Below are 18300 nucleotides of genomic sequence, written 5' to 3' on the forward strand. Positions count from 1 at the left end.
GAGCAAGGAGAGCTGTGGAGCACGTACTTGTGACGCGTTACTCGTTCGGGTGAAGCGGTGAACGGTGGTGCGAAGGACCGGGGAGAGACTGACAGGAATGACGGGGACCTGTCAGGACCGCGTCAACAAGTTGGCCGGAAATCGTCCGGTGCCCGACGGGCCGTGTTCGTTAACCGGACGTTTCGTCGATCATGGCCGCGATGCCGTCCAGCGTTCGCCCGAGCCCGAATTCGAAGAGAGTCCGCAGATCGAGACCGAACCCGCCGTCCCGGGTCACCGAGGCCAGTTCGGGGTACGAGCCCGCCGACTGGATCGCGTCGAATCGTGGCTCGTTCTGTTCCATCCACTCGTCATCGGAGATGCCCGAATCCTGACGCGCCTGCCCCTCCAGGTCGTCCGCCATCGACAGCCCCTGCACATAGGCGAAGATCACCAGATGGGTGTGCAGCTTCTGCGCCGCCGTCAGCGGAGTGCCCCGCAGCGCCCGCAGCACCCACTCCGTGTACGCCATCGCGTTCGGCGTCGCCACCGGCCGCGTGAACGAGGCCATCGCGTGCGCCAGCCACGGATGCCGCGCGTACACCCCGCGCAGCCAGCGTGCCCCCTGCTCCAGACCCGTCCGCCAGTCCGCCGGCACCGGCCCCAACGGCACCTCGCCGCACGCCGCGTCCGTCATCAGCCGCACCAGCTCCGGCTTGCCCGGCACATGGCGGTACAGGCTCATCGTGGACACTCCGAGCACGGTCGCCACGCGGCGCATCGTCAGCGCGTGCAGGCCCTCCGTGTCCGCCAGCAGCAGCGCCGCCGCGACCACCCGCTCCCGCGACAGCGGAGCCGCCTCCGGCGCCGCCCCCGCCTTCGCGCCCGAGGCCGTCACCACCGTGCCCACCCCCGGCTCCGGGCGGACGAGACCCTCCTGGCGCAGCACCGCGAGCGCCTTCGTCGCCGTCGCCATCGCCACCCCCCACTCACGGGTGATCGCCCGCGTGGACGGCACCCGGTCCCCGGGCGACAACTCCCCCGTGTGGACGCGACGGCGGAGTTCGGCGGCGATCTCCAGATAGGGCGACTCGGTCGTCATGGCGGGGAGTGTACTAGTGCACCATGGCTGCTGTACGCGGCTCCGGGCTGCGGCTTCCTGGCGTGCCAACACGGTGCACTAGGACGGGAGTAGCGCCGTACACACCGCGCTGCTTCTCTCCTCGCATGACACTCCTCGCACCCCCCGGTTCCGAGCCCAGCCCCGCCCTCGCGGGCCGCCGCGAATGGACCGCCCTCGGGGTCCTCATGCTGCCGCTGCTGCTCGTCTCCATGGACGTCTCCATCCTCTACTTCGCCATCCCCTCCATCAGCGCCGACCTGAGGCCCGGAGCCACCCAGCAGCTCTGGATCCTCGACACCTACGGCTTCGTCCTCGCCGGCCTCCTCGTCACCATGGGCGCCCTCGGCGACCGCGTCGGACGCCGCAGGATGCTGCTCGGCGGGGCCGCGCTGTTCGGCGTCGCCTCCGTCGCCGCCGCCTACGCCCACACCCCCGGCGCGCTCATCGGCGCCCGCGCCCTGCTCGGCGTCGCCGGAGCCTGCCTCATGCCCGCCACCCTCGCCCTCATCCGGGTGCTGTTCCCCGACCCCGCGCAGCGCGCCAAGGCCGTCACCCTGTGGACCTCCGTCATGGCGAGCGGCATCTCCCTCGGCCCCGTCGTCAGCGGCGCGCTCGTCGAGCACTTCTGGTGGGGGTCCGTCTTCCTGATCAACCTGCCCGCCATGGCCCTGCTCCTGGTCCTCGGACCCCTGCTGCTCCCCGAGTCCAAGGGTGCCGCCGCCACCGGCCGCTTCGACGTGCTCAGCGCGGGCCTCTCGCTCGCGAGCCTGCTGACGCTCGTCGGCGGCATCAAGGAACTCGCCAAGAACGGCTGGGCCCCCCTGCCCGCGCTCGCCGTGCTCCTCGGCCTCCTCCTCGCCGGCGTCTTCCTGCGCCGGCAGACCCGGCTCGCCCACCCCGTGATCGATCTCGGCCTGCTGCGGAACCGGGCCTACGGCGGCTCCGTGCTCGTCAACCTGCTCGCCATGGCGGCGACCGTCGGCTTCGCCGTCTTCCTCACCCAGTACCTCCAGTCGGTCCTCGGCCAGAGCCCGTTCGAGGCGGCGCTGTGGAGCCTCGTGCCCACCGGAGGCGTCCTCCTCGCCGCGCCGACCGCGGCCGCGCTCGCCGGCAGGACCGACCGCGCGTACGTCATGGCCGGCGGGTTCCTCCTCTCAGCCGCCGGCTTCGCCTGGCTCGGTGCCGTCGACCGGGCCACCCCGCTCTGGGTGGTGCTCGTCGGCAGCGCCGTCTACGCGGGCGGCCTGGTCTCCGCGATGACCCTCGCCAACGAACTCGCCCTCGGCGCCGCCCCGCCCGAGCGCGCCGGAGCGGCCGCCGCCGTCCTCGAATCGGGCCAGGAACTCGGCGGGGCGCTCGGCATGGCCGTCCTCGGCGCGGTCGGCGCGGCCGTCTACACCTCCGCGATGCCGACCTCGGCCCCGGCGGCGGCCCGGGAGACGCTGGGCGGCGCGCTGGCCTCCCCGGGACCGGTGCTGGACGCGGCGCGGGACGCGTTCGTGTCGGCGATGAGCGGGGCCGCGGTGGGGGCGGCCGTGCTGATGGCGGGGGCGGCGGTGCTTTCGCTGGTCCTGTTGCGGGCCGCCTCGCGGCGCTGACACCCGTGGGGGTGCCGTGGGTGCCGTTCCGGGGGTCGTATGCGGGACCGCATGAGGTACGGCGCAGGCGACGCCCTTGCTCCATGGGCCTTCCGATGCGCCACAAATCACGCTTTACGTCCCGAACGCGACCCCTTCCACGTCCCCCACTGCTGTGCGTCGGTCGAGTGGCAGCTCGGTCGGTCCCTCAGCCCACCAGGCTCTCCCGCCACGCCCGGTGCAGCCCCGCGTAGTGCCCCTCCCCGGTGACCAGTTCCGACGGCGGGCCGTCCTCGACGACGCGGCCCGACTCCATCACCAGGACCCGGTCCGCCACCTCGACCGTGGACAGCCGGTGGGCGATCACCACGGCCGTACGGCCCGCCAGGACCGTGTCCATCGCCCGCTGCACCGCCCGCTCGCCCGGCACGTCCAGGGAGCTGGTCGCCTCGTCCAGGATCAGCACCGCAGGGTCCGCGAGCAGGGCCCGCGCGAAGGCGACCAGCTGGCGCTGGCCCGCCGAGATCCGGCCGCCCCGCTTGCGTACGTCCGTGTCGTAGCCGTCGGGGAGGCCCGCGATGAACTCGTGCGCCCCGATCGCCCGCGCCGCCTCCTCGATCTGCGCCCGGCTCGCGTCCGGCCGGCCGATCGCGATGTTCTCGGCGACCGTCCCCGAGAAGAGGAACGCCTCCTGCGTCACCATGACGACACCCCGGCGCAGTTCAGGGGTCGCGAGGTCGCGCAGGTCCACCCCGTCCAGCCGCACCGCGCCCTCCGTGGGGTCGTAGAAGCGGGCCAGCAGCTTCGCGAGCGTCGACTTGCCCGCGCCCGTCGCCCCCACCACGGCGACCGTCTGGCCCGCCGGGACCGTCAGGTCGAAGCGGGGCAGGATCTCGCCGCCCGTGCGGTAGGCGAACCGCACGCCGTCGAAGACGACCTCGCGGCCCGGGGAGCCCGGCCGGGCGGGGAGCTCCCGGGGGGCCGTCGTCTCCGGCACCCCCGGCTCCTGCGCCAGCAGACCCGCGATCTTCGCGAGGGACGCGGCGGCCGACTCGTAGGAGTTGAGGAACATGCCGAGCCGGTCGATCGGGTCGTACAGCCGCCGCATGTACAGGACGGCCGCCGCGAGGACGCCCAGCTCCAGGGAGCCCGCGGCCACCCGGTAGGCGCCCCACAGACACATCCCGGCGACCGCCGTGTTGGCGACGAGCCGCGAGCCGGTGACGTAACGGGCCATCTCCAGGAGCGCGTCGCCGTTGCTGCGCTCGTGCCGGTGGTTGAGCACCGCGAACTCGGCGTCGTTGACCGGCTCGCGGCGGAACGCGCGGACCGGGCGGATGCCGTTCATGGTCTCCGCGAACTTCACGATCACGCCGGCGATGGCCGTGGAACGCTCGGCGAACACCCGGCTCGCGCGCCGCCGGTACAGGCTCACCAGGAAGTACAGCGGCAGGAAGGACGCCACCGCCACCGCCCCGATCCCCAGGTCCAGCCAGAGCAGCACCAGGGAGATCGACACGAGGGACAGGACGACGCCGATCAGCTCCTGGAGACCCTCCGAGAGCAGCTCGCGCAGCGACTCGACGTCCGTGGTCGAGCGGGAGATCAGCCGCCCCGAGGTGTAGCGCTCGTGGAAGTCGACGCTCAGGATCTGGGCGTGGCGGAAGATCCGGCCGCGCAGGTCGAGCAGGACGTCCTGGTTGATGTGGGCGGCCCCGCGGACGAAGACGTACTGGAGGAGGCCGGACAGGACCGCGCAGAGCAGATAGCCGAGCGCCACCGCGACGACCGGCCCGTGGTCGCCCGCCCGGAACGCCGGGACGCCCGTGTCGATGGCGTACGCCACGAGGAGCGGACCCGCCTGTACGGCCGCCTCCTTGACGAGCAGGACGAGCGCGGCGAGCGCGACCCGGACGCGGTGGGTGGCCAGGAGGGAGCGGAGCAGCGCGCCCGTCGCCCCGGGCGGGGCCGGCAGGTCGTCGCGGTCGAAGGGATCGCCGGCCGCCGGAGGCGCGGCCGGGGCGGCCTGCGGCTCGGCGGACGCGGGGTCCGTGATCTCGGTGAGTGTGCTGTCGGTCATCGGTTCCCGTTCTCCCCGGCCTTGCCCTCGCCGGACATCAGCCAGGCGTACTCCTCGCTGGTCCGCAGCAGTTCCTGATGGGTGCCCACGGCCGCGATCCGGCCCCGGGACAGCAGCGCCACCCGGTCCGCCAGCATCACGGTGGACGGGCGGTGCGCCACGACCAGGGCGGTCGTCTCCCGCAGGACCTCGCGCAGGGCCGCCTCGACCCGCGCCTCGGTGTGGACGTCGAGCGCGGAGAGCGGGTCGTCCAGCACGAGGAAGCGGGGGCGGCCGACGACCGCCCGCGCCAGCGCGAGCCGCTGCCGCTGGCCGCCGGACAGGCTCAGCCCCTGCTCGCCGACCTGGGTCCCGGTGCCCTCGGGCAGGCGGTCGACGAAGCCGTCCGCCTGCGCGACCCCGAGGGCGCGCCGCAGTTCCGGCTCGCCCGCCGAACCGCCGGCGCCCATCAGGACGTTCTGCCCGACGCTCGCGGAGAACAGGGTGGGCTCCTCGAAGGCCATCGACACCAGGGACCGCAGCCGCTCCCGGGCCATCAGGGCGATGTCCTCGCCGTCCAGCAGGATGCGGCCGTCGGAGGCCTCGTGCAGCCTCGTGACGAGGGCGGTGAGCGTGGTCTTGCCGGAGCCGGTGCCGCCGACCAGGGCGAGGGTCTCGCCGGGGCGGATGTGGAGGTCGACGCCGTCCAGGACGGGCGGGGAGCCCTCCGGGGCGTCCGGGTAGCGGAACGACACGCCTTCGAACCGCACGCCACCGGGTACGGGGTCGGGCGCCGGATCCGTGGCCGCCTTCGTGTCCGGGCCCGGAGCCGCGTCCGGTTCCTCCTCGGCGTCCATCACCTCGAAGTACCGCTCCGTGGCGGTCGCCGCCTCCTGGCTCATCGCCAGCAGGAAGCCGATCGACTCCACCGGCCAGCGCAGCGCCAGCGCCGTCGACAGGAACGCGACGAGCGTGCCCGCCGACAGGTCCCCGTCCGCGACCTGCACCGTGCCGAGGACGAGCGCCGCCCCGATGGCCAGTTCCGGTACGAAGGTGATGACCGCCCAGATCATCGCGAGCAGCCGGGCCTTGGCCAGTTCCGTACCGCGCAGCCGGCCGGACAGCTCGCGGAAGGCCGTGGCCTGGCTGCGGTGCCGGCCGAAGCCCTTGACGATCCGGATACCGAGGACGCTCTCCTCGACGACCGTCGTCAGGTCGCCCACCTGGTCCTGGGCGCGCCGCGCGACCACCCCGTACCGCCCCTCGAAGACCGAGCAGACGATCACGAGCGGGATGACCGGGGTCAGCAGCACCAGGCCGAGCGACCAGTCCTGGGCGAGCAGCAGGGCACAACCCGCGAGGATCGTCACGCCGTTGACCAGGAGGAACGTCAGCGGGAAGGCCAGGAACATCCGGACCAGCATCAGATCGGTCGTACCGCGCGACAGCAACTGCCCGGAGGCCCAGCGGTCGTGGAAGGCGATCGGCAGCCGCTGGAGCCTGCCGTACAGCTCGGACCGCATCCGCGCCTCGACCCACGACAGCGGACGGGCCACCAGCCAGCGCCGGAAGCCGAAGAGAACCGCCTCGGTGATGCCGAGCAGCAGCAGGTACAGCGCCCCCAGCCACACCCCGCCCGGGTCGCGCTCCGCGACCGGCCCGTCGACCATCCACTTCAGGACCAGCGGGATGACGAGCGACAGACAGGAGGCGACGATCGCGACGAACGCGGCGGCGAACAGCCGCGCCCGCACGGGCCGTACGTACGGCCAGAGGCGGAGCAGGACACGGACCGTGGACCGGCCGGTTCCGTCGTCGGCATCAGCGGCGGTACCGGCGGTGACGGGTTCGGACTCGGGACCGGGGGACTCTGGGGCGACAGGTTTCTCGGGCATCAGGTCCGACCATACGGTTCACCACTGACACGCCTCATCCGGTTTTCCGGCCGGCCTTCCCCGACCGGCTCCCGGATTGGTCTTGACCAGACAAACCCGCACGTCGCAGACTTGCCCAGCCCCGCACGGGGGAGGCACAGGGGAGACACGCATGACCACGCTCGACACCTACGAGACCCGCTGCGAGCAGCTGTTCCTCGCCGGCGGCAACGCCGCCGTGCGCCGGGCCGCGCAGGAGGGACTCGACTCCCTCGGCCCGCACGCCGATCTCTACTGCTGGCTCGCCCTCGGGCACGCCGCCGAGGACGAGGACGACCACGACGACCTCGCCGAGGAGGCCTTCCGCGCCGGGCTCGCCCTCGACGGCGACCACCTCGGACTGCTCGCCGGCTACGCCGAGCTGTGCCTGCGCGCCGACGAGTTCGACCACCCGGGCCGCTCCTCCCGCGCCCGCGTCCTCTCCCGGCGTCTGAAGGAGCTCGCCCCCGAGTCCGCCGAGGCCGACCGCCTGGCCTCCGCCGAACGCTGGGCCCGCCGAAGCTACTGGGACGAACTGCGGATGGCCGCCGCCGAGGGGGCCGTCGCCTCCCGGCAGACGCAGGACCAGGCCCGCGCGGTCACCGACGCCCTCGCCGCGGGCGGCACCGACGCGGCCCGCACGGCGGCCCGCGCCGCCGAGTCCGCCGCCCCCACCGACCGCGGCGCCGCCGTGCTCGCCGCGACCGTCGAGGCGCTCGCGGGCCCGTGGAACGCGCCGGTACGCCTGCTGGGACGCCACCGCCCGGCGGCCTGGGCCGTCTCCATGGGCCTGGCCCTCCTCACCAACACACTGCTCCGGCAGAGCGGCGCCGTCGACTCCTTCAGCCTCTGGGGCTACCTCTGGCTGCTCCCGGTCCTCCTCGTCGACCGCCGCTTCTCCTCCGTGCGCAAGGAGGCCGAGGCCCGCCACCTGACCCGCCTCGAAGCGGAGCTCGCGGCCCGCCCCTGAACGTCCCCCGCCCCGGAGTCGTACCCGCCATCAGCCGATCGGCTGATGCCACGTCGAGCGCGATGGCCGATACCCCGGTGCCGGCCGCGCCGACAGTCTGGGGACATGACAGCGATCGAGGTACGGGGACTGCACAAGGCGTACGGCGGCCGGAAGGTCGTGGAGGGGGTGTCCTTCGAGGTCGGTGAGGGCGAGGTCTTCGGGATCCTCGGGCCCAACGGCGCCGGCAAGACCACCATCGTGGAGTGCGTGGAGGGACTGCGGACCCCCGACGAGGGCCTGGTCCGGGTCTGCGGGTACGACCCGGCCACCCAGCGGGCCGAGATCACCCGGCTCCTCGGCGTCCAGCTCCAGGAGAGCGAACTCCAGGCGAAGCTGACCGTCCGCGAGGCGCTCGACCTCTACGCCTCCTTCTACGAGCGGCCCGCCGACCGGCACGCGCTCGCCGAGCGGCTCGGCCTCCAGCCGCATCTGGGGACCCGCTTCGGGGAGCTGTCCGGCGGCCAGAAGCAGCGGCTCTTCATCGCCCTCGCCCTGATCGGCGACCCCCGGGTCGTCGTCCTCGACGAACTCACCACCGGCCTCGACCCGCGCGCCCGCCGGGAGGTCTGGGAACTCGTCGAGTCCATCAGGGACGGCGGCGTGACCGTGCTGCTCGTCACCCACTTCATGGAGGAGGCCCAGCGCCTCTGCGACCGGATCGCCGTTCTCGACCAGGGCAGGATCGCCGCGCTCGACACCCCCGACGGGCTGATCGGGCGGGCCACCGCCGCCAAGACGATCTCCTTCGCGGCCGACACCGCGATCGACCCGGCCGAGCTGCGGTCCCTGCCCGGAGCCGTCTCCGTCGAGACGACGGACGGCCGGACGGTCCTCAGCGGCACGGACGAGACCGTCACCGCCTTCGTCTCCCTCCTCGCCCGCCGGGGCATCACCGCCGGACAGCTCCGGGTGACCGACGCCACCCTCGACGACGCCTACCTCGACCTGACAGGGACCGATCACCGATGAGCACGACCACCGCCGTACCCCGCGCCCCGCGTTCCGCCACCGCCGCCGTCCTGCGCACCGAGGCCCGGCTCTTCACCCGGGAGCCCGGCGCCCTGTTCTGGGTGATGATCGCGCCGACCGTGCTGCTCACGATCCTCGGCCTGATCCCCTCCTTCCGGGAGGCCGTCCCGGAGCTCGGCGGGCGCCGGACCATCGACGTCTACGTCCCCGTCGCCGTGCTCTTCGCCCTCATCATGTCCGGGCTCAACGCCATGCCCCCGGTCCTCGCCGGCTACCGGGAACGCGGCATCCTGCGCCGGATGTCCACCACACCCGTACGCCCCGGAGCGCTGCTCACCGCCCAGCTCGTCCTGCACGCCGTCGCCGCGCTGGTCTCCTCGTGCCTGGTGATCGGGGTGGGCAGGGTCGCCTTCGGCGTCGCCCTGCCGGAGAACCTCGTGGGCTACGGACTCGCCCTGCTGCTCGCCGTGGCGGGGGGCCTGGCCCTGGGCGGCGCGGTGTGCGCGGTCTCCCGTACGCAGAAGATCGCCACGGCGCTCGGCTCGGTCGTCTTCTTCCCCACCATGTTCACGGCCGGTGTGTGGGTGCCGGTCCAGGCCATGCCGGATACGCTGCAGCGGATCGTCCAGTTCACCCCGTACGGCGCCGCTTCCCGGGCCCTGGACGCCGCCGCCTCCGGGGGCTGGCCCGCCGGGGCCGCGCTCGCCGTGATGGCGGTGTGGACGGTGCTGCTGACCGGTGCGTCGGTGCGCTGGTTCCGCTGGCAGTGAGCGCGGCCGACCGCGGCCGGGAGAGGACGGCAGGGACAGCATGCCGATCACCGTCGAGGAACCCTGGCGCCTCTTCTACCGCTGGGGGCCGTACGCCCTGCTCGCCGTCGCCACCTGCATCGCCGTCGCGGCGGACCCGCTGACGGAGGGGACGCGGTTCACCGCGGCGGGCACCCTGGTGGCCGCCGGGCTGCTGCTCCAGGTGGGGTGGGACCGCTACAGCCGCCGGACGGAGGCGGAGACGGCCGGGACCGCGGAGGACCCGGCCGCGCGGGACGGCGTCCCGCACATCGCCGGGCCCGGGTTCCGGCTGGTGCCCGGGGCCGCCGGGCCCGTCTCCGTCGTCTACTTCCTCCTCCGTACCGGCCTCGCCTTCACGCTCACCCTGTTCAACCCCTTCTTCTCGATCTACGCCTCCGTCGGCTTCTTCGACGCCGTCCACCTGCTGCCCCGCCGCCTCTTCCGGGCCGGACTCCTCGCCGTCGCCGTCATCATGGCCGGAGCCCAGTCCGGCGGACTGCCGCCCTCCTCGCTCGTCCAGTGGGTCGCCTTCGCCGGACTGTTCGGCCTGAACGCCGGTCTCGCCGTGCTCTTCTCGCACCTCGGCGCCAAGGAGGCCGAGAAGGCCGTCGAGCGGGCCGCGGCCATCGCCGAACTCGCCCGCGCCAACCAGCGCCTCGAACAGGCCCTCGCCGAGAACGCGGCCCTCCAGGCGCAGTTGTTGCTCCAGGCCCGCGAGGCCGGGATCGCCGACGAGCGGCGCCGGCTCGCCGCCGAGATCCACGACACCATCGCGCAGGGCCTCACCGGGGTCGTCACCCAGCTCCAGGCGGCCCACGCCGTCCCGGGCAGGGAGGCCGCCGAGGTCCACCTCCGGCGGGCCGCCGACCTCGCACGGCACAGCCTCGGCGAGGCCCGCCGCTCGGTGCGGAACCTGAGCCCGGTCGCCCTGGAGCACGACCCGCTCCCCGAGGCCCTGCGCAAGACCGTCGCCGACTGGGCCGAACGCACCGGCGTCGACACCCGCTTCACCGTCACCGGAGCCGAACGGCCGCTCCACGACGAGGTGGCCGCCACCCTGCTGCGGATCGCCCAGGAGGCCCTGTCCAACGCCGCCCGCCACTCGGGGGCCGGCCGGGCCGGCGTCACCCTCTCCTACATGGGCGACGAGATCACCCTCGACGTACGGGACGACGGGCGCGGGTTCGACCCGCTGACCCACCCCGAACGGAGCCGCGCCGAGGGCGGGTTCGGGCTCGACGGCATGCGGGCCCGCGCCGAGCGCCTCACCGGGTCCGTCACCGTCGAGACCGCGCCGGGCGAGGGTACGGCGATCTCCGCTCGCGTACCGTTGGGCGCGCCATGACTGACATCACCCTGCTGATCGTCGACGACCACCCCGTCGTACGGGACGGCCTGCGAGGCATGTTCGCCGCGACCGGTTCCGGCTTCCGGGTCCTCGGCGAGGCCTCCGACGGCGTCGAGGCCGTCGCCCTCGCCCTGCGTCTGGACCCGGACGTCGTCCTGATGGACCTGCGGATGCCCGGCGGGAACGGCGTCGACGCCATCGCCGAACTGGCCCGCCGCGGCGCCCGCTCCCGGGTCCTTGTCCTCACCACCTACGACACGGACACCGACACGCTCCCGGCGATCGAGGCGGGCGCCACCGGCTACCTGCTCAAGGACGCGCCGCGCGAGGAGCTGTTCGGGGCCGTGCGGGCCGCGGCCGAGGGCCGGACCGTGCTCTCCCCGGCGGTCGCCTCCCGGCTCGTCACCGCCGTCCGCGCCCCCGCCACCGGGGCCGAAGGCGGGGCCCTCTCCGCGCGCGAGAGCGAGATCCTCGCCCTGGTCGCGAAGGGCACGGCCAACCGGGCCATCGCCGCCGAGCTGTTCATCAGCGAGGCCACCGTCAAGACCCATCTCACCCACATCTACGGCAAGTTGGGCGTGAAGGACCGGGCGGCGGCCGTCGCCACCGGATACGACCGGGGCATCCTGGGCCGTTCCTGAGCCCGGGAGTGCGCACAGAGTCAACGATCCGTGCGCCGGGGATCAACGACACCGCCGGGCGTCCGGCCGAGACTGGTCCCACACGCGGGTGGCCGGACGGGGGCACGTTCCGGCGGCCCGCGGCGCGGGTGACCGTGCGGGCCGTCCCCGGCCCGCCGGGGGAACACCCGCCCGCCCGGCCACCGCCGTCGCGCCGTGGTGGCCGGGCGGGCCCCCTCACTCCCTGACCCTCAGCAGCACCGTCGAGCGTGCTCCGACGGTGAGCGTCCCGCCGCCCCGGTGGACCGTCCCGGGGGCCGCAGACTGGTCCTCGCGCGCCGTGTCGACGACCAGTTCGTAGGTCTGGGCCCAGGGCGGGCCGGGGAGGCGGAAGTCCAGCGGGCGGGCGCCCGCGTGCAGGACCGCGAGGAAGCTGTCGTCGGTGATCCGCGTACCGCGCTCGTCCCGGCCCGGTATGTCACGGCCCGACAGAAAGAGGCCGAGCGTGGCCGTCGGCGCGTACCAGTCGGGCTCCGTCATCTCGGCGCCCTCCGCCGTGAACCAGGCCAGGTCCCGCAGCCCGTCCGCGCCCTGCGGGCGGCCGGAGAAGAAGGCGCGGCGGCGCAGCACCGGATGGCGGTGCCGCAGGGCGAGGAGGCGGCGGGCGAGGGCGAGGAGCTGGGCCCGGCCGGGGGAGTCCGGGAGGGTCCAGTCGACCCAGCCGGTCTCGTTGTCCTGGCAGTAGGCGTTGTTGTTGCCGCCCTGGGTGCGGCCCATCTCGTCCCCGGCGACGAGCATCGGGACGCCGGTGGAGAGCAGCAGGGTGGTGAGGAGGTTGCGCTGCTGCCGCAGCCGCAGCGCGTTGATCCCGGGGTCCTCGGTCTCGCCCTCCACCCCGCAGTTCCAGGACCGGTTGTCGTGGGTGCCGTCGCGGTTGCCCTCGCCGTTGGCCTCGTTGCGCTTGCGCTCGTAGGTGACGAGGTCCCGCAGGGTGAAGCCGTCGTGGGCGGTGACGAAGTTGACGGAGGCGTACGGGCGGCGCCCGCCCCAGGCGTACAGGTCGCTGGAGCCGGACAGCCGGTAGCCGAGGTCCCGTACGTCGGGCAGGGCGCCGCGCCAGAAGTCCCTTACGGCGTCCCGGTAGCGGTCGTTCCACTCGGTCCACAGCGGAGGGAAGGCGCCGACCTGGTAGCCGCCGTTGCCCACGTCCCACGGTTCGGCGATCAGTTTGACCCGGCGGAGCACCGGGTCCTGGGCGATGACCGCGAGGAAGGGGGAGAGCATGTCGACGTCGTGCATCGAGCGGGCGAGCGCCGCCGCCAGGTCGAAGCGGAAGCCGTCGACGCCCATCTCCGTCACCCAGTACCGCAGCGAGTCGGTGATGAGCCGCAGCACCTGCGGCTGCACGACGTGCAGGGTGTTGCCGCAGCCCGTGTAGTCGGCGTACCGGCGGGCGTCGGACTGGAGCCGGTAGTAGCCCCGGTTGTCGATGCCCTTGAGGGACAGGGTGGGGCCCAGCTCCCCGGCCTCCGCCGTGTGGTTGTAGACGACGTCGAGGATGACCTCGATCCCGGCCGCGTGCAGCGCCCGCACCATCCGCTTGAACTCGCCGACCTGCTGACCGGCCGTCCCCGAGGAGGAGTAGCCGGCGTGCGGGGCGAAGTAGCCGATCGAGTTGTAGCCCCAGTGGTTGCGCAGGCCCCGCCGCAGCAGATGGTCCTCGTGGGCGAACTGATGCACCGGCAGCAGCTCCACCGCCGTCACCCCGAGCCGTACGAGGTGCTCGACCGCCGCCGGGTGCGCCAGGCCCGCGTAGGTGCCCCGCAGCTGTTCGGGGACGCCCGGGTGCAGCCGGGTGAAGCCCTTGACGTGCAGCTCGTAGATGACCGAGTCCTGCCAGGGCGTCTTGGGCCTGTGGTCGTCGGACCAGTCGTCGTCGTCCTGGACGACGACCCCCTTCGGGACGTACGGCGCCGAGTCCCGCTCGTCGCGCACGGTGTCGGCCACGTGCTGCTGCGGCCAGTCCCGGACGTGCCCGTACACCTCCGGCGGCAGCCCGTGCAGGCCGTAGTCGCCGTCGACGGCCCGCGCGTACGGGTCGAGGAGCAGCTTCGCCGGGTTCCAGCGGGCGCCCGTCCACGGGTCCCAGCGGCCGTGCACCCGGAAGCCGTACCGCTGCCCCGGCCCGATGCCGGGCACGAAGCCGTGCCAGATCTCATGGGTCAGCTCGGTCAGCGGCAGCCGCCGCTCCGTGCCGTCCGCGGTGAACAGGCACAGCTCCACCGCCTCCGCCCCGCCCGCCCACAGGGCGAAGTTGGTACCGGCGACCCCTGCCGGGCCGACCCGGCAGCGGGCGCCCAGAGGTGTGGGCGCGCCCGGCCACACCGGTGGCCCCGCCCGCTCCCGGGCATGCTCGGACACCGCCTCCTGCTCGGCTGCGCTCGCCACCGTCCCGGCCTCCCGCGGCTCGTCGGGCCCGCACCCGGGGGAGCGGCGGCGTCCCGGCCGCCGCCCCCTCGGGTGGTCCTCCTCCTGTTCTGCCCGCGCGGCCGTCCTCCCAACATGACCCGCACGCACGTTTCCCCTGGAGGGTGGCCGTCGTTGGGCCGAGCGTGACAGTTGTATGGAAGCGGGCGAGGTACGCCCTCGCGGTGGCGGGACTGATGGCGGGCCTCGTGGGCTGCACGGCGGCGGGCGGCGGAGGCGGGATCGACATCGGCCTGCCGGGGAAGGCGCGGGCCCCCGGTGATGTCATCCGGGTGAGCCCGGAGGACGGCGGACGCGGGGTGCAGGCCGAGGGTCCGGTGGAGGTGAGGGTGGACGCCGGGCGGCTCGAACGGGTGACGGTCGCCCAGGTCGACGACGGCCGCCGGACGGCGGTCGCCGGGGAGATCTCGGCGGACGGGCTGCGCTGGCGGCCCCGGCCGGACACCCGGCTCGCGCTGGCCGCGAAGTACAGCGTGGACGCGGTCGCGCTCGACGCGCACGGGCGCCGCTCCGCCCGGCACACCACCTTCACGACGGTGGTGCCGGAGAGCCGCTTCATCGGCTACTTCAAACCGGAGAACCGTTCCACGGTCGGCACCGGCATGATCGTCTCCTTCGGCTTCAACATGCCGATCGAGAACCGGGCCGAGGTCGAGCGGGCCGTCCGGGTCACCTCCGACCCGCCGGTGGAGGTGGTCGGCCACTGGTTCGGCAAGGAGCGGCTCGACTTCCGGCCCGCCACGTACTGGGCGCCCGGCACGAAGGTCACCGTCGAGCTGGGCCTGCGGGACGTCGAGGGCGCGCCCGGGGTGTACGGCATCCAGCGCAAGACGGTCGGCTTCACCGTCGGCCGCTCCCAGGTCTCCCTGGTCGACGCCGCCGCGCACACCATGGAGGTACGGCGGGACGGCGAGGTCCTCGCGACCCTGCCGATCACGGCGGGGGCGCCGAAGACCACCACGTACAACGGGAAGATGGTCGTCACCGAGCTGTACGACGTGACGCGGATGGACGGGCGCACGGTCGGCTTCGGCGGCGAGTACGACATCAAGGACGTGCCGCACGCGATCCGGCTGACCGACTCGGGGACCTTCCTGCACGGCAACTACTGGGCCTCGTCGGACACCTTCGGCTCCGCGAACGTCAGCCACGGCTGTGTGGGGCTGCGGGACGAGAAGGGCGGCAGCGCGGACGCGCCGGCGGGCTGGTTCTTCGAGCGGACGATCATCGGCGACGTGGTGGAGGTGGTCAACTCCCGCGACCGGAAGGTCGCTGCCGACAACGGCCTCGGCGGCTGGAACATGGAGTGGAACCTCTGGAAGGCGGGCTCCGCTCTGCACTGATCCCACGTCCCTCTCGTACCGCCCGGCACGCCTGCTTCCGTAGCAGGTCGATCGGGACGGAACGGTGACATTCACGAGGATCTTTCGTGTCCTGCGGTGTGATTGTCTATCGCCGTGTGCGCGAGTGGATGCGCACGGGGGTGGGGCCTTGGCGGTGCCAGGCCGTGTGAGGGGAGACGACCACAGTGAACGGGCAGCCGATATCGGGGGCATCGGTAGGGGCCATGGGGCGGCGCGGCCGACGCGGGGGCGTCGGACTGCGGGCCCTGGCGGCGGGGGCGATGCTCCTGGTGCTCACCGCCTGCGGCGGGGGAGCGACCGCCGGCGGCGGTACGGGGGGACAGGGGCCGGCGGCCCAGGGCGGCGGCGGTACGCAGGAGAACAACGCCGCCTCCCAGGCGGTCGTGACGATCCTTCCGAAGGACGGCGCCGACTCGGTCGCCACCAGCGGGGTCCTCAAGGTCACCGCGGAGCAGGGCAAGCTGACCACGGTCACGGTCGCCGACTCCAAGGGCACCGCGATCGCGGGGAAGATCGCGGCGGACGGCGCCAGCTGGACGCCGACCTCGCACCTGTCGGGCGGCACCCAGTACAAGGTGCACGCCATCGCGAAGGACTCCGCGGGCCGTGAGTCGGCGAAGGACATCTCCTTCACCACGCTGGTCCCGAAGAACACCTTCATCGGCCACTACACGCCGGAGGACGGTTCGACCGTCGGCGTCGGCATGCCGGTGTCCATCAACTTCACCCGGGGCATCACGGACCCGGAGGCCGTCGAGAGGGCCATCAAGGTGACGGCCGTGCCGTCGGTGCCGATCGAGGGCCACTGGTTCGGCAACGACCGTCTGGACTTCCGTCCGGAGGACTACTGGGCCGCCGGCACCAAGGTGACCGTGCACCTCAACCTGGACGGCGTCGAGGGCCGCCCCGGCGTCTACGGCAAGCAGAAGAAGACGATCACCTTCACCATCGGCCGCCGTCAGGTCACCACCGTCGACGCGAGCGCCAAGACGATGAAGGTCGAGCGCGACGGCAAGGTCATCAAGACGATCCCGATCACCGCGGGTGCCCCGTCGACGACCACGTACAACGGTCAGATGGTCATCAGCGAGAAGTTCAAGGTGACCCGGATGAACGGGGCCACCGTCGGCTTCGGCGGCGAGTACGACATCAAGGACGTGCCGCACGCGATGCGTCTGTCCACCTCCGGCACCTTCGTGCACGGCAACTACTGGGCCCCGGCGGGGACGTTCGGCTCCTCCAACGTCAGCCACGGCTGCGTCGGCCTCCAGGACGCGCGGGGCGCGGGCGACAGCTCCATGCCGGCCGCCTGGTTCTACGACCGCTCGATCATCGGTGACGTGGTCGTCGTGAAGAACTCGAACGACAAGCAGATCAAGCCCGACAACGGCCTCAACGGCTGGAACATGAAGTGGTCGGAGTGGATCGCGTAGCCGTACGCGGCTGAGAGCGGGCCCGGTGCTGTGAGCAACAGCACCGGGCCCCTCGCCGTTAACGGACACTAACCTCTCCGTATGACTGTGAACCTCGAAGTCGCCGAAGGCGTCGGCACCATCCGCCTCGACCGCCCCCCGATGAACGCCCTGGACATCGCGACCCAGGACCGGCTGCGCGAGCTGGCCCAGGAGGCGACCGACCGCGACGACGTGCGCGCCGTGGTGATCTACGGCGGCGAGAAGGTGTTCGCGGCCGGCGCGGACATCAAGGAGATGCAGGTCATGGACCACGTGGCCATGGTCAAGCGCTCCCGCGCCCTCCAGGACGCCTTCACCGCCGTCGCCCGCATCCCCAAGCCGGTCGTCGCCGCGATCACCGGCTACGCCCTGGGCGGCGGCTGCGAGCTGGCGCTCTGCGCGGACTACCGGATCGCCGCCGACAACGCGAAGCTGGGCCAGCCGGAGATCCTGCTCGGCCTGATCCCGGGCGCGGGCGGCACCCAGCGCCTCTCCCGTCTGGTCGGCCCGTCCAGGACCAAGGACCTCATCTTCACCGGCCGGATGGTCAGGGCGGACGAGGCCCTGACGCTGGGCCTGGTCGACCGGGTCGTCCCGGCCGCCGAGGTGTACGAGCAGGCGCACGCGTGGGCGGCCCGGCTCGCGCAGGGCCCGGCGGTCGCGCTGCGGGCCGCGAAGGAGGCGATCGACCAGGGTCTGGAGGCGGACATCGACACCGGTCTCGCCATCGAGCGCACCTGGTTCGCCGCCCTGTTCGCGACCGAGGACCGCGAGACCGGGATGCGCAGCTTCGTCGAGGAGGGCCCGGGCAAGGCGAAGTTCGCCTGACGGGCGGTTCGGGGGGGTCGATTCCGTCGGAACGGCCCCCGCGAACCCTCCGGTGCGGCCATGATGGGGGCATGGCGGGCCTGGAGGGTAGGGAACAACCGTGGCAGCGCGCGAACGCGGCCGCAGCGCGGTGGTCACCGGCCGCGGATGACGAACAGGCCGCCGAAGCCGTGGAGTCGTACGGAAACCCGGCCGAAGAGGACGTGCGGCTGCCGTCCCTGCCCGAGTCCGCCTGGCTGGCCCGCAGGCTCACCCAGCACGTGGTGCTGCGGCAGTGGGCGCTCGGCCCGCAGATCGCGGAGCACGCGGTGCTGCTGGTCTCGGAGCTGGTCGGGAACGCGGTGCGGCACACGGGTGCCCGCTCCTTCGCGTTACGTCTCCAGCGGCGGCGCGGCTGGATCCGGGTGGAGGTGCGCGATCCCTCGCGCGGACTGCCCTGCCTGATGCCGGTGCACGAGCTGGACACCAGCGGCCGGGGGCTCTTCCTGGTGGACAAGCTCTCCGACCGCTGGGGCGTGGACCTGGCTCCGCGCGGCAAGACGACCTGGTTCGAGATGCGGGTCGCGGACCGCCCCTGACGGTGTGGCCCCGGCCGGCCCCGCACGCACGGAAGCCCCCGTGCGCCGTGGTGGGGTGCGTGGGGGCTTCCGTGTGGAGCGCCGTGGACGGGGGGGTGTATCCACGGCCGCTATGTCGACCTGGCCCGGGTCAATGGGGGTCGTGTCTCCGACTATGGCAGACAGGTGGCCTTGCCGCCAAAAGTCCCTACTGGGGCA

Annotated in this window: 14 protein-coding genes; 10 read left to right on the top strand and 4 right to left on the bottom strand. The window is 73.1% G+C overall.

Going from position 1 to position 18300, the window contains the following annotated elements; translation table 11 throughout:
• Positions 1 to 169: 169 nt before the first annotated feature.
• Entirely contained in the window at positions 170 to 1081 is a 912-nt protein-coding gene (locus ABT154_RS13010; protein ID WP_351856493.1) for a TetR/AcrR family transcriptional regulator C-terminal domain-containing protein, read from the bottom strand.
• 125 nt (positions 1082 to 1206) lie between these two features.
• Between ABT154_RS13010 and ABT154_RS13015 the strand changes: the two genes are divergently transcribed.
• Positions 1207 to 2700 carry an MFS transporter gene (locus tag ABT154_RS13015; RefSeq protein WP_351856495.1) on the top strand — a complete coding sequence of 498 codons (1494 nt, stop codon included), beginning with the start codon at positions 1207 to 1209 and terminating at the stop codon, positions 2698 to 2700.
• Positions 2701 to 2887: 187 nt separating this feature from the next.
• Here ABT154_RS13015 and ABT154_RS13020 read toward each other — a convergent pair whose 3' ends face one another.
• Both ABT154_RS13020 and ABT154_RS13025 read right to left on the bottom strand, forming a co-directional pair.
• Positions 2888 to 4759 (bottom strand): ABC transporter ATP-binding protein, encoded by a 1872-nt coding sequence (locus ABT154_RS13020; protein WP_351856497.1) that lies wholly within the window; start codon positions 4757 to 4759, stop codon positions 2888 to 2890.
• On the bottom strand, positions 4756 to 6633 hold the full coding sequence (locus ABT154_RS13025) for an ABC transporter ATP-binding protein (RefSeq protein WP_351856498.1): 1878 nt from the start codon (positions 6631 to 6633) through the stop codon (positions 4756 to 4758). Before ABT154_RS13025 ends, ABT154_RS13020 begins: the two co-directional genes overlap by 4 nt.
• 151 nt (positions 6634 to 6784) lie before the next feature.
• Here ABT154_RS13025 and ABT154_RS13030 point away from each other — a divergent pair, with 151 nt between their 5' ends.
• The 5 genes from ABT154_RS13030 to ABT154_RS13050 all read left to right on the top strand — a co-directional run bounded on the left by ABT154_RS13030 (position 6785) and on the right by ABT154_RS13050 (position 11412).
• Positions 6785 to 7621: a hypothetical protein gene (locus ABT154_RS13030; RefSeq protein ID WP_351856500.1), complete on the top strand. Its 837-nt coding sequence runs from the start codon at positions 6785 to 6787 to the stop codon at positions 7619 to 7621.
• Between the two features lie 105 nt (positions 7622 to 7726).
• Positions 7727 to 8632: an ABC transporter ATP-binding protein gene (locus tag ABT154_RS13035; RefSeq protein WP_351856502.1), complete on the top strand. Its 906-nt coding sequence runs from the start codon at positions 7727 to 7729 to the stop codon at positions 8630 to 8632.
• Positions 8629 to 9402, top strand: a complete 774-nt coding sequence (locus ABT154_RS13040) for an ABC transporter permease (protein ID WP_351856504.1) — start codon at positions 8629 to 8631, stop codon at positions 9400 to 9402. The genes ABT154_RS13035 and ABT154_RS13040 overlap by 4 nt, the downstream gene beginning before the upstream one ends.
• Positions 9403 to 9442: 40 nt before the next feature.
• Positions 9443 to 10768 carry a sensor histidine kinase gene (locus ABT154_RS13045; RefSeq protein ID WP_351856506.1) on the top strand — a complete coding sequence of 442 codons (1326 nt, stop codon included), beginning with the start codon at positions 9443 to 9445 and terminating at the stop codon, positions 10766 to 10768.
• A complete protein-coding gene (locus ABT154_RS13050) occupies positions 10765 to 11412 on the top strand; it encodes a response regulator (protein WP_351856508.1) in 648 nt (215 codons plus the stop codon). The genes ABT154_RS13045 and ABT154_RS13050 overlap by 4 nt, the downstream gene beginning before the upstream one ends.
• 216 nt (positions 11413 to 11628) lie before the next feature.
• On the opposite strand, the gene glgX is transcribed toward ABT154_RS13050, so the two are convergent.
• Complete coding sequence (gene glgX / locus ABT154_RS13055) at positions 11629 to 13839, bottom strand: glycogen debranching protein GlgX (protein WP_351856510.1); 2211 nt, start codon at positions 13837 to 13839, stop codon at positions 11629 to 11631.
• Between the two features lie 143 nt (positions 13840 to 13982).
• On the opposite strand from glgX, the gene ABT154_RS13060 reads away from it, so the two are divergent.
• The 4 genes from ABT154_RS13060 to ABT154_RS13075 all read left to right on the top strand — a co-directional run bounded on the left by ABT154_RS13060 (position 13983) and on the right by ABT154_RS13075 (position 18102).
• Positions 13983 to 15221 carry a L,D-transpeptidase gene (locus ABT154_RS13060; RefSeq protein WP_351856512.1) on the top strand — a complete coding sequence of 413 codons (1239 nt, stop codon included), beginning with the start codon at positions 13983 to 13985 and terminating at the stop codon, positions 15219 to 15221.
• Positions 15222 to 15445: 224 nt separating this feature from the next.
• Entirely contained in the window at positions 15446 to 16675 is a 1230-nt protein-coding gene (locus tag ABT154_RS13065) for a L,D-transpeptidase (protein WP_502969493.1), read from the top strand.
• An 81-nt stretch (positions 16676 to 16756) separates the two neighbouring features.
• The gene (locus tag ABT154_RS13070) at positions 16757 to 17524 is read left to right on the top strand and encodes an enoyl-CoA hydratase/isomerase family protein (protein ID WP_351856516.1); all 768 of its coding nucleotides are present in this window, start codon (positions 16757 to 16759) and stop codon (positions 17522 to 17524) included.
• A 71-nt stretch (positions 17525 to 17595) separates the two neighbouring features.
• On the top strand, positions 17596 to 18102 hold the full coding sequence (locus ABT154_RS13075) for an ATP-binding protein (protein ID WP_351856518.1): 507 nt from the start codon (positions 17596 to 17598) through the stop codon (positions 18100 to 18102).
• Positions 18103 to 18300 lie beyond the last annotated feature (198 nt).

Origin of the sequence: Streptomyces sp. NPDC001728, from assembly GCF_040297565.1 — a bacterium.
In the GTDB taxonomy this organism is placed as follows: domain Bacteria; phylum Actinomycetota; class Actinomycetes; order Streptomycetales; family Streptomycetaceae; genus Streptomyces.